Consider the following 12,259-nt stretch of genomic DNA (forward strand, 5'->3'; position numbering starts at 1 on the left):
TAATTATATTAAATCGATGCAGCTGTTGGATCGTTTGGCAAAAAGCGATATATTCAAGAAAACCGCCGGAAAAAGAACAATGTTTTTTTTGATTTGTGATATAATATTCATAACCTTATCTTTCTATCTGGCATTTATTCTGAGGTTTGACGGGCAGATACCTTCGCAGTATTTTTTTGGAAATATCCAGTCGTCAATTTTACTTGCGCTCGTTGCCTGCGTTCCGATCTTTTATCTCTCCAAGCTGTACCATTTTTCTTGGTCATATGTCAGTACGCAAGAATTGATCGCACTTTTGAGAGCGGTATCTCTCGGGTTTTTGGTCATTGGCGCATCGTTGTTTATTTTCAGGGATTATAGCGCGTTTAGCGGATTTCCCCGCTCGGTTCTCGTGATCAGCTATTTTTTGGTTTTGTTTTCAACCGGGCTGATCCGTTTTTCGAAAAGAATTTATTTGAATATTGCGAGCGGCAAGGGTGAAGCCAAAAATGGAAAAAGGACGTTGATCGTGGGGGCCGGAGACGCGGGGGAGCAGATCCTGCGGAGCATTCAAACGGGAAAACAGAGAATGTATCTGCCGATAGGGTTCGTGGATGACAACCAGATGAAACAGAAAGTTATAATCCATGGCTTGAAAGTCTTTGGTTTTATCGATAATATAACTGAAATCGCAAAGACTGAGAATATCGAGGAGATGATCATTGCGCTTCCATCGGCCGGATCAAAGACCATCAAGAGAGCGGTGGAACTTGGGAGAAAGGCCGGAGTAGGGAATATAAAGATACTTCCGTCGATGGCGGAGTTGATCGGTGGAAAAGTTTCGATCGGGAACATCAGGGAAGTTGAAGTGGAGGATCTTTTGGGCCGGGAGCCCGTGTCGGTTGATACTGAAAAGATCGAAAGATTCATAAAGGATAAAACTGTCCTGATCACAGGCGCGGCAGGTTCGATCGGAAGCGAGCTTTCAAGGCAAGTTGCAAAATTCAGACCCCGGAAGCTTCTTATTTTGGACCAAGATGAAACGGGCATGTTCTATATAGCGAATGAGCTAAAGGCGAATTTTTCCAATTTACAGATTGTTTCAGTTATTGCGGACATCAGAGATCCGAATAAAATAAATGAAGTATTCAAGCAATTCAAGCCGAATATTGTTTTCCATGCGGCCGCCTATAAGCATGTTCCTCTCATGGAAGAGAATCCCGAAGAAGCGGTGAAGAATAATATTTTTGGCATGAAGACCGTTTCGGAAGCTTCTTTGAAACATGGCGCCGAGAAGTTTGTTCTTATATCGACTGACAAAGCGATCAATCCCACTTCGGTCATGGGTGCAACCAAGCGGGTTGGAGAAATGATATCGCAAGTTTTGAATCAAAAGGATCACACCAAGTTTGTTTCGGTGCGATTCGGGAATGTCTTGGGAAGCAGGGGGAGCGTCATTCCCACTTTCAAGGATCAGATAAAGCGGGGTGGACCTGTGAAAGTGACGCATCCGGATATGAAAAGATATTTTATGATCACTTCCGAGGCATGTCTTTTGGTCATGCAGGCGGCGGAAATGGGCGGCGGCGGAGAGGTTTTTGTTCTGGATATGGGCGAGCAGATCAAGATCGTGGATCTTGCAAGGGAAATGATCAAGCTATCCGGCTTTAAGCCCGATGAGGATATGCCGATCGTTTTTACAGGTGTGAGGCCGGGAGAGAAATTATATGAAGAGATCCTGACTCCAAAAGAGGGTACTGTGGCGACAAAGAACAACAAGATATTCATTGCAAAGCTTGCTGCAACGGATGAACGAAAACTTAATGATGGGATGGGAAAATTGAAAAACATCATGTATAATTCAAATGGTGCTGAAATTAAGCGAGTTTTGAAGGAATTAGTGCCAAGCTATAGTGGAGTGTCGAATGTCGAAAGTGGAAAGTCCATAAAGTCAGAAAATAATTCTGGATATTAGATGCTAATTGCCCTATTGTTATATTGTCCCATTATTGAATTGTTCTTTGCTTCAGTGGATCATGCTTTCTCAGAGTACTGACCTCCTTGGGGAGGTACAGAGCTCTCCGAGTTCTTTCGTACGTTGCCTCAGAGGATCCGACCTCTTGGGGGAGATACGGACCTCTTAGCAAAGAGGGGAATGAATACTATTGCCGTTGACAGTATTATATATGGTTGTATAATTAATATAACAAAAAGACGCATAATTGTAATGCAATAATTACACATAGCAAAATGGAGAGTAATTTCAAGAAAAGGCTTATATTAAGCCAAATAGAGAAGCATATTGATCACAAGAATGCCATTGTGATCACCGGAATGCGACAAGTCGGCAAAACAACGCTTATGCGGTGTGTTTTTGATAAAATTATCGACAAACCCAAACTTTGGTTCGATTTTGATAATCCCCTGGATCAAAAAATATTTGAAGATATTGAATATCGGAATATTTATGAAAATCTGAAAAATCAATCGAAAGCAGGGGACGACGAGAGAATTTTTGTTTTTGTCGATGAAATTCAAAACTTTCCTGAGATCACAAAGGTGATGAAGTTTCTGATAGGTCAGTATGGCGTGAAGTTTTTTGTGACAGGGTCATCAAACTTTTATCTAAAAAACCTTTTCCCGGAGTCATTAAGCGGGCGAAAATTTCTTTACGAATTGTCCCCCCTGTCATTTCGAGAATATTTATATTTTAAGGAGAAAATCTCATTTGAGGATGCGGAAAATTGGAATATCGATAAGGCCATTAAATCTTCAAATTTGATCGATTTCAAAAAGCTGGAAGTGGATTACACGGAATTCATTACGTTTGGAGGGTTTCCTGAAGTTTGCCTCACGAAGGATCTGGCGACAAAGCGAGAAGTTCTAAAAAACATATTTGTGTCTTTTTTCGAAAAAGATCTGAAAATTATTTCAGACTATAGGGATATCCGTGAACTTCGGGACCTCATTCTTCTTCTTGTCCCGCGGGTCGGTTCAATGCTTGATGTGACGAAAATTGCTTCCGAACTGGGCGTAAACAGAGTGAAGATATATGAATACCTCGCTTTTTTGCAAGGCACTTTCTTCATAAAACTTATCCCAAAATATTCAAAGAGCATCGATCGCACGGTGGCTGGAGGGAGGCGTGTGTATTTTTCTGATACGGGCATTCTTAATTCGATTGGAAGCGTGAATGAAGGGCAGCTTTTTGAGAATGCAGTTATCAATCAGCTGGACAGATTCGGAGAAATCCATTTTTATAGGGGAAAAAGCGGGTCGGAAATAGATGCAATATTGGATAAAAAAATTGCTTTTGAAATTAAAACTAAAGGAACAAAGGAATATTTAAGGGATCTGGAAAAGAGATCCGAAGGAATTGGAATTTCAAACAGTTATTTGGTAAGCAGGGATTATGCGAATATTCCAAAAACGATCTTTGGGTCGATGCTTTAGCGGAGTGTCGAACGTCGGAAGTAGAAAGTAGAAAGTCTATAAAGTCGGAGAAAGATTCCGAATATTAGATACTAATTGTTAGATTGTTCTATTGTTGAATTGTTCACTTTCTCAGAGCACTGACCTCGCGGTCGAGGTGCAGAGCTCTGTGAAAAGGGGTGCAGACCCCTTGCGCTAAAGGTTTATATTTACTAAAATAAAACAATCATATGGAGGAAATCGGGAGAAAAGAGGGTGAGGAGGTTTATTTAATCGATTATGTAAAAGTGATGGTAAAAAGAAAAAAAGTGATCACGACGGTGGTCTTGAGCGTTGTTGTTTTGGCGACAATCGTCAGTTTGGTCATGAATAGGGTATACAAGATCGAATCCGTGATTGAGATCGGTACGGTATCGGTCGGTGCGCCGATAGAGAGCCCGGAACAGGTGTTGCAGGGGATCAAAAGGGATGTCTATGGCGCCATGGTCAGGGAAAAGCTTGATATTTCCGAAACGGATTTCCCTAAGATAAAGACAGGGAATACTTCCGGGACGAATTTGATCTCAATGGAAATTAATTCCAATAGGGCTGATCAGGCGAAGAGTGTTTTGGATGAGTTGAGCAATCTGATCATAGCCGGTCATCAGGAAAAGACAAAAGACGCAAAAGCACTTCTGGAAAGCGAGATTGAGTTAAGGAAGAAGGATATTGAAACTGTCGGTAAGGACGTTGAAAGAGTGAAAGCTAAGATCGTTTTTTTGGAGGAAGAAAGAAATAATCTGGACGCGAAAGTTGCAGCTTTGCAGAAAGTGCTGGTTTATCGGCAGGATGCAGGAAGTCAGTTCGCCCTTTTTGATACAAAAGAAAAACTGGCATCAAAAAAACAGGAAATAGAGAATACTTATATAGAAGTCAATTCCTCGGAGAACAATATAAATGCAATAAATGGGCAGATTAATATACTGGAAAAACAGATCTCTGATATCCGCATGACAAAAGTGGTGAAAGGTCCGGCTGTTTCTGAGAAAATTGTCAGTCCGGATATTGTTTCCAATCTGATTATTGCAGTGATATTCGGGTTATTCCTGGGCATATTCCTGGCTTTTGTGATGGAGTGGTGGGAGAAGAACGGCAAAGAAATGAAAAGTGAAAAATGAAAAGTGAAAAATGAAAAGTGAAAAAGTAAATAGCACAAAGTGAATAGTAAATCGTAAATGGTAAATCGAGTTTATTGGTTGATTGTTGAGAGAAGTTAATAAAAATCAAGCGAAACTGAGCAAGTGGCATTTCCTAAAACCGAGTTTGGGCCAGATGCGCCTAAAGCTTAGTTTTAGGAAAATCCTAAAACTAAGCTTTAGGAAGCAGGTCTATGAGTAAAAGAAAGAAAAATAGATATAGACAGGATGATATTGTTAACAATCCCAAAAGGGACTATACGAAATATTATCTCTTTATTATAAAGGCAGGGATCGTCGCTTGTCTTTTTTTGCCGTTGCTCGTTGTTCATTCCCATATGTTTGCAATGCAGGTAGGAAAGGTTCTAGTGTTCCGGACTATTATTGAAATAATAGCCTTTTTTTATATTATTTTGATTATCAAAAAAGAGGAGTATCGTCCGAAATGGGGTTTGTTCGAGCTTTCAATCGCGGCATTTATAATGGTTTATCTATTGACTTCTTTAACGGGTGTGAACTTTCTCAGGAGTTTTTGGGGAACAACTGAAAGAATGGGTGGGTTTTTCACAATGCTCCACTTCTGGGCATATTTTATGATCCTGATTAGCGTGTTTCGAACAAAAAAAGACTGGAAGATACTTTTTTCTGTTTCGATCTTTGTGGCGGTCATTTCGTCAATGTATGCGTTCGGGCAGAGCGCATTTTTTTGGAGAGATATTCTTCCATGGATAAAATCCGAAAATATCAATATATATACGGAAATAGCCAGATATGTTACGACTGATAATTTTGTCATCATCAATGACTGGAGAACTTTCGGTATGATCGGGAATGCAGGGCCCTTTGCGGGATATATTATGTTTAATGTCCTTCTGGGGTTGTATGTTATCAGTTCGGCAAGAAGCATTAAAAATAAATTCAGTGGCATTATCGCACTCTTGTTTCTATTTTCCGCTTTGTCTGGTGCAGGCACGAGAAGTGCATACATCGCAATTCTGGCGGGATTTGCCGTTTTATCGGTTATAAATGTCATTTTGTCCAAAAAAAAGAAGATGAGGATCGTTTCCGTCTTGTTCATTCTATTATTAATTATTGGAAGCGGAATTGTTTGGGCTAATAAGAAAGAGGATTGGGTCAAAAATAGTACTATACTTTCGAGGATGGTTAGTATATCTTTTGAAAATAATGAATCCAGGACTATGACGTGGGAATCATCCTGGAAAGGATTTGCCGATAGGCCCTTATTGGGAGCGGGGCCCGAGAATTATAATGTTGTTTTTAATAAGTATTTCAATCCTCTGCATTTCACGGGATATGGTTCGACTTCTTGGTACGACAAGGCTCATAATATATTTCTTGATATTTTGACGACTATGGGAATTGTGGGACTGTTGAGCTATCTTGGCATCTTTGCCATAATTTATTGGTTCTTGATCAAAAACAGGAGAAAAGCGCGGGAGAATCTGCCGGCATTTGCGCTGATCGCTTCGCTTCCCGTTGCTTATTTTGTCCAGAATATGTTCTGGTTCGATGACTTTTCAAGTTATCTGATGCTTTTCATGTTTTTCGCATTCGTGAGCAATTTTTTCAACCATGGACTTGGGTTTGAATATAGTGCCGAAAAGGGAAAGAAAGTTACGGATTTTATCCGGAGGAAATTATCTCTCAAGGCTTCTGCTGCGGGCGGCGATAGCGGGAATATCATTATCGCGGTTGCGGGAATTGTTTTAATTTTTTCCACTTATTCTGCCAATTTCAAAGCTTGGAGATTCCATGATCTGACAACCGTTGCTGTCGGGGCAATCTCGCTTAATGCAGATGATTCATTTCTGTGGTACAAGGAAGCTATGAAAAATTCGACTTACCTTGGGAGGCAGGAGCTTTATAAGCGTTTTGGAAATTACGCCAATGCGAAATATGTGCTTTCTGATCCGGGAGATCGGCGCAAGACGGAAGAATTCCAAGCCAATCTGAAGTTTGCCATATCCGAGATGGAAAATGCGGTAGCGGAAAACAAAGAAGACGTGCAATTCTATTCGCTTTTGGGTGCGCTCTATAACAAATATTACAGCAATTTCAGGGAGCCGGAATATATAGACAAAGCCGAAAAGACTTTGCAAAGGGCGGTTGAGCTCAGTCCTGAGCGCGAGACTGTGTATTATGAATATGGCCAGGCTATGGTTTTCAAAAAAGATTACAAGAAAGCAATCGAGTTATTTAAGAAGGGGGTTGACCTGAACCCTCCTGTTCCCATCTCGCATTGGTATCTTGGAATGGCTTATCTTAATGCAAAGGAATATGGTTTGGCGGATTCTGAGATCAGTGAGGCGATCAAGCTGGGGTATGGATATAAAACGATCAAAGATTTGCTCAGTATCACTCCGATCTATATCGAACTCAAGGACTATCAAAGACTTGAGAAGATATATCTGGATGTTTTGGAACTTGATCAAAATAATCCTGAAATCTATGTATCTCTGGCGTTGGTCTATAGAGAGCTTGGTGACAAAACCGGTGCGATCAAGATGGCGGAAAAGGCTATATCTTTGGACGAATCATTCAGGGTTGAAGGGGAGAAATTTATTGATGAATTGGAAGGTGGGAAGTAGAGAGTGGGTGGCGGTTAGTAGATTGTAAAGGGGGAAATCAATATATCTCCAAGTTCTCTAGAGAGGGGAACAAATTGTATATTGTAAATCGTTCCATTGCTGAGTTGTTATTGGTCAGAGGATCCGACCTCGTTGGCGAGGTGCGGACCTCTTCGTAAGGGAGTGCAGACCTCTTTGCGATAATTTCCGCCTTTACGGCGGGTTTATTTTGTGCTATAATTAAAATATCTCAGATAAAAGAAAACAAAAATAGATGATCGGAGGCTTCAAAAACACATTTGGTTTTCAAAATTGCAAGGAATATAACTTGGGACTTTGGCAGTGCCCAACTTTTTTATTTGTCGTAATGGGCATAGTCAACATGTGCGCAATGGTTGGAGTGTATATTCTTGTCAGCAACAACTATAATTCTCCGGAAATCATGGTGGGAAGCGTGAGCGGAGTGAGCATGCTGATATTCATACTTGGATCGTCGGTGATTACCGGGGTGGAGCAGATAGCAAAGGCGAATTATGCCAAGTCGGAATTCGTTTCGATCGCTTCGCACCAGCTCAAGGCGCCTCTTTCCGGCATGAGGTGGGCGACTGACGTGCTCCTCAGCAAGAAAGTTGGAGAAATAACCGGGAAGCAGGAGGAATATCTGAAGGACATTCAGGAGAATACATCGAGGATGATCAGGCTGGTGAACGATCTTTTGGATGTTTCCAGGATAGATTCAGGAAGAATGAATATGAAAACCGAGCAGGTAAGTCTATGTGAGATTATCGAGGGGGTCATAAGAGAACTGGGTTCATTCGCTCTCGCGAACAATGTCCAGATTATATTCAAGCCGATGTCAAAGGCTTGTCTGATCAATACGAATCCTGTCCGTATCAAGATGGTTATACAGAATTTTATCGACAATGCCATAAAGTATACAGGGAACAAGAGGGGTGTTGTCGAGATCATATTGAGAAACGAAGGAAAACAGATCTATTGCGCAGTAAAGGATAATGGAATAGGAATTCCGGCCGAGGAAAGAAAGCACATTTTCGACAAATTCTTCCGAGGAAGCGGAATTGCGAAGACACAGACCATCGGGACGGGTCTTGGGCTATATATCGCAAAAGCGGCCATAGAAAGTTCCGGAGGGAAGATTGGATTTGATACGAAAGACGGCAAAGGAACCACATTTTGGTTTACGTATCCGGTGTGCGCGAAATGCGAGGATATCAAAAATAGTATCAAGTAGCTAGTAGTAAGTATCATGCTTAATACTCTCTACTTAATGCTTAATACTCTCTACTTAATACTTAATATTTAATAAACATGGCAAAGAATAATAAAAAAATACTTGTAGTTGAAGATGAGGCGACACTTCAGAAAGCGCTCAATGACGTTCTTGTCGGAGAGGGGTTTGATGTTGTGAGCGCGCTTGATGGAGAAAAAGGTTTTCAATTGGCAAAGGAGGAAAAGCCCGACATAATATTGCTCGATATAATTCTTCCCAAGATGGATGGTTTTGAAGTTCTTACCAATCTGAAAGCTACGGAAGAAACAAAAGAAATACCCGTGATAATTCTGACCAATCTCAGCGATCTTGAGAACATCCAGAAAGCTCTTGATCTTGGGGCGAATACATATCTCGTGAAGGCTGATTTCCATCTTGATGATGTGCTGAAGAAAGTTAAAGCGACGTTGAAGATGTAGGGAGATAGTCTATCAAGTCAAAAGTCCATAAAGTTAAAAGTCCGTAAAGTCTATAAAGTCAAAAGTCAATCAAGTCGAAATCACTCATTCTTCTTTTTTGAGCAATTCCAGGCATATCTGTCATTGCGAGCCCTGTACTCGGGGCGCGGCAATCTCTGTGTTTATGATGTAAGAATGATCTGTATTATTTTCTTAGCCGCAGTTTTGCCGTGTTATTATTAAATGGAATAAATGAAAGTTGACGATCAACAGCTGAAAATATTTCTTATAGACACAAACCTTATTACTAAGGAAGATTTGGAAATTGCTCTGACCGAATCGAGGGATACGGGGACAAGTCTTGAGGATGTTGTTTTGAAGAAAAATCTGGTAACCGAGGAACAGCTGAACAAGCTCAAGGCTTATATCCTTGGGATACCTTATGTTGATCTGAAGAAAAGCGAAGTGGATCCGGATATCCTGAAGATCATACCCGAACAGGTCGCAAGGCAATATAATGCTGTTGCATTCGATAAACAGGGCAACCAACTGAAGGTTGCCATGACCGACCCGAATGATCTGCAATTCTTGGATTTTATAAGCAAAAAAACGAGCTATGAAATAATTCCCTGTCTGACGGACAGCGAGAGTATCAAAAAAGCGCTGAAACTTTTTCAGAAAAGCCTCAAAGCGGAATTCGGAGCCCTTGTGCAGGAAGTCGGTATCAAAGAGGGCGCGGAAGGAGAACCGCTGGTCATAAAGGCTGAGGGAGAGGCTGAAGGAGAAGGTATTGACCTGAAGAAGGCGGCGGAAGACCTTCCTGTCGTGAAGATCGTAGATACGCTTCTGAAGCATGCGATCTTGCAGGGTGCAAGCGATATTCATATAGAACCTGAGGAGAATGATCTGGTTGTGAGATATAGGATCGACGGAGTTCTCCACGACGCCATGACGCTTCCCAAGATGGCTTTTGCGGGAATTGCGGCAAGGATAAAAGTCCTTTCGAATTTGAAGATAGACGAACACCGGCTTCCTCAGGACGGAAGATTTAAAGTTGAAACGAGCGATTACAGGGTGGCGTTCCGTGTTTCCATAATCCCTGTTTTTGACGGAGAGAAAATAGTTATGAGGCTTCTTGATGAATCGAGCGACAGAGTGCTGACCCTGGAGCAGATGGGTTTCAGAAAAAGAGATTTCGAAGTGGTGAAAAGGGGGGTGGAAAAACCAAATGGAATGATCCTTGTCGTAGGTCCGACAGGATCCGGAAAAACCACGACTCTGTATACGATCCTTGGAATGTTGAACACGCCGGATGTGAACATCAGCACGCTTGAGGATCCGATCGAATATAGGATGGCAAGAGTGAATCAATCCCAGATCAACGCCAAGATAAATTTCACTTTCGCGGCAGGCCTCCGGTCGCTACTCCGCCAGGATCCGGACATTATAATGGTGGGAGAGATCCGAGACAGGGAAACCGCCGAGCTTGCAGTTCATGCGGCCCTTACAGGACATCTCGTCCTTTCAACTCTCCATACCAGCAGCGCCGCGGGAACGCTTCCCCGGCTCACGGACATGGGAGTTGAATCGTTCATGCTCGCTTCGACCGCGAATATCATAGCATCCCAAAGGCTTGTGCGAAGAGTATGCCAGGACTGCAAGGGAGAGTTCAATATAGACAATGAGACATATGAAAGCTATTCCAAGTCTTTTGATACGGACCAGATCGCAGAATTATTAAAAAAGGAAAAGATCGTCAGCGGAAGCTTCAAGAACAACAAGGATCTGTGGCTTAGTATCAAATTTCAGAAGGGCAAGGGGTGCAACAAATGCCGAAATGAGGGATATAGGGGAAGGGCCGGAATATATGAAGTTCTGGAAATAACCGAAAAAATAACCAAGCTTATCAATACGAATGCCACAAGCGACGACATTGAGAATGAATCCAGAAAAGAAGGAATGACCACAATGATGGAAGACGGGCTGATCAAGGCTGTTATGGGAGTGACGACCATTGAAGAGGTTATGAGGGTTACGACGGAATAGATAAGCTTATCAGTTTGCAGCTTCTCGGCTATTTGAAGTATGGAGAAGCTCCGAGATGGAATGTTCGGATATATTTTTTATGAGTTAAACAGCTAAAAAGCTAAGAAGCTAATCATGTCTCTATTATCCTACAAGGCGCGAACGATCAAGGGGGAGACGAAAAGCGGAAAATTGGTCGCAAAAGACAAAAACGAACTGGCAAAAATGCTTCGGGCTCAGAATCTGATCCTGGTTTCAGTTGACGAAGAAAATAAGGGAGCCGGCATGCAGATCAAAATGCCTCACTTCTTTCGGCGCGTCAAAGCAATGGACAGGATGCTTTTCACGAGGCATCTCGGGATCATGTTGAAGGCCGGACTTTCGTTTTCAAGGGCGCTGACTGTGCTTTCCGAGCAGACCGGAAATGCATATTTCAAAGAAGTGCTGGAAAAAGTGCAGGATGATGTGCAAAAAGGGAGCCAGCTCGGAGAGAGCCTTGAAAAACATCCCAAAGCTTTTGATGAGCTTTTTGTGAACATGATAAAAGTCGGGGAAACCGGAGGCAACCTCGAAGAAGTTTTGGATCTTCTCTATGTTCAGATCAAGAAGAGCAATGAATTGACCTCAAGAGTGAAGGGCGCCATGATGTATCCGGCCGTGATCATATTCGCGATGTCCGTGGTGGGAGCTCTCATGATGACATTCGTTCTTCCTTCGATACTTTCGATCTTCCGCGATATGGATGTGCCGCTCCCGCTTCCGACCAAGATATTGATATTCATAAGCGATACCATTCAGAAGCACGGAGTATTGCTTCTTATCGGAATAATCGCTTTTTTCTCAATATTAATCTCGATTATCAGGACTCCAAGAGGAAAGAAGGGATTTGATTATATATTGCTCCGTTTGCCGACGATAAAAACGATAATAATGAAAATAAACATGGCCCGTTTCTGCAGGACGCTGAGTTCCATGATCGCCAGCGGTGTTTCGATCGTAAAGGCGCTTGAGATCGTTTCCAGAATATTGGGCAACACCTATTATAGGGAGGCTGTAGGCAAAGCTTCCGCCAGCGTTCAGAAGGGCACGACATTGAGCGAATTCTTTACGCAATATCCAAAACTATTCCATCCGATGATGGTTCATATGGTTGAAGTGGGAGAGGAGACAGGTACTCTCGAAGAAACCTTGAAGCAGGTTGCGGAGTTCTATGAAGAGGATGTAGAGCAGGTTACGGAGAATATGTCGGCTATAATAGAACCGATCCTTATGCTTGTGATAGGTGCCGCGGTCGGAGTTTTCGCGGTTGCGATCATTCAGCCGATGTATGGAATAATGGGGAAGATGTAGTGGAATAGTATAAAGTATTCA

8 protein-coding genes are annotated in these 12,259 nt (G+C 42.1%); all 8 read left to right on the plus strand.

The genetic code is table 11. The annotated features are described in order from the left end of the window. The first annotated feature begins 16 nt into the window (after positions 1–16). The 8 genes from WC788_04075 (at position 17) to WC788_04110 (ending at position 12,238) form a co-directional block, all read left to right on the plus strand. Positions 17–1,954: a nucleoside-diphosphate sugar epimerase/dehydratase gene (locus tag WC788_04075; protein MFA6096777.1), complete on the plus strand. Its 1,938-nt coding sequence runs from the start codon at positions 17–19 to the stop codon at positions 1,952–1,954. A gap of 275 nt (positions 1,955–2,229) precedes the next feature. Then, the gene (locus tag WC788_04080) at positions 2,230–3,432 is read left to right on the plus strand and encodes an ATP-binding protein (GenBank protein MFA6096778.1); all 1,203 of its coding nucleotides are present in this window, start codon (positions 2,230–2,232) and stop codon (positions 3,430–3,432) included. 209 nt (positions 3,433–3,641) lie between these two features. Continuing rightward, the gene (locus tag WC788_04085; GenBank protein ID MFA6096779.1) at positions 3,642–4,568 is read left to right on the plus strand and encodes a hypothetical protein; all 927 of its coding nucleotides are present in this window, start codon (positions 3,642–3,644) and stop codon (positions 4,566–4,568) included. A gap of 212 nt (positions 4,569–4,780) precedes the next feature. After that, positions 4,781–7,195 (plus strand): O-antigen ligase family protein, encoded by a 2,415-nt coding sequence (locus tag WC788_04090; GenBank protein MFA6096780.1) that lies wholly within the window; start codon positions 4,781–4,783, stop codon positions 7,193–7,195. Positions 7,196–7,448: 253 nt separating this feature from the next. Further along, entirely contained in the window at positions 7,449–8,426 is a 978-nt protein-coding gene (locus WC788_04095) for a HAMP domain-containing sensor histidine kinase (GenBank protein ID MFA6096781.1), read from the plus strand. 77 nt (positions 8,427–8,503) lie between these two features. Beyond that, positions 8,504–8,884 carry a response regulator gene (locus WC788_04100; GenBank protein MFA6096782.1) on the plus strand — a complete coding sequence of 127 codons (381 nt, stop codon included), beginning with the start codon at positions 8,504–8,506 and terminating at the stop codon, positions 8,882–8,884. Positions 8,885–9,115: 231 nt separating this feature from the next. Beyond that, positions 9,116–10,909, plus strand: a complete 1,794-nt coding sequence (locus tag WC788_04105) for an ATPase, T2SS/T4P/T4SS family (GenBank protein ID MFA6096783.1) — start codon at positions 9,116–9,118, stop codon at positions 10,907–10,909. Positions 10,910–11,023: 114 nt separating this feature from the next. Continuing rightward, positions 11,024–12,238 (plus strand): type II secretion system F family protein, encoded by a 1,215-nt coding sequence (locus WC788_04110; protein MFA6096784.1) that lies wholly within the window; start codon positions 11,024–11,026, stop codon positions 12,236–12,238. Positions 12,239–12,259: the final 21 nt, after the last annotated feature.

The organism is Candidatus Paceibacterota bacterium, from assembly GCA_041661265.1.
Classification (GTDB): domain Bacteria; phylum Patescibacteriota; class Minisyncoccia; order JAHIHE01; family JAGLIN01; genus JBAZUT01.

Coding starts and splice junctions, on each gene's coding strand:
- WC788_04075 (MFA6096777.1), top strand. CDS start 17: ATGCAGCTGTTGGATCGTTTGGCAAAAAGCGATATATTCAAGAAAACC.
- WC788_04080 (MFA6096778.1), top strand. CDS start 2,230: ATGGAGAGTAATTTCAAGAAAAGGCTTATATTAAGCCAAATAGAGAAG.
- WC788_04085 (MFA6096779.1), top strand. CDS start 3,642: ATGGAGGAAATCGGGAGAAAAGAGGGTGAGGAGGTTTATTTAATCGAT.
- WC788_04090 (MFA6096780.1), top strand. CDS start 4,781: ATGAGTAAAAGAAAGAAAAATAGATATAGACAGGATGATATTGTTAAC.
- WC788_04095 (MFA6096781.1), top strand. CDS start 7,449: ATGATCGGAGGCTTCAAAAACACATTTGGTTTTCAAAATTGCAAGGAA.
- WC788_04100 (MFA6096782.1), top strand. CDS start 8,504: ATGGCAAAGAATAATAAAAAAATACTTGTAGTTGAAGATGAGGCGACA.
- WC788_04105 (MFA6096783.1), top strand. CDS start 9,116: ATGAAAGTTGACGATCAACAGCTGAAAATATTTCTTATAGACACAAAC.
- WC788_04110 (MFA6096784.1), top strand. CDS start 11,024: ATGTCTCTATTATCCTACAAGGCGCGAACGATCAAGGGGGAGACGAAA.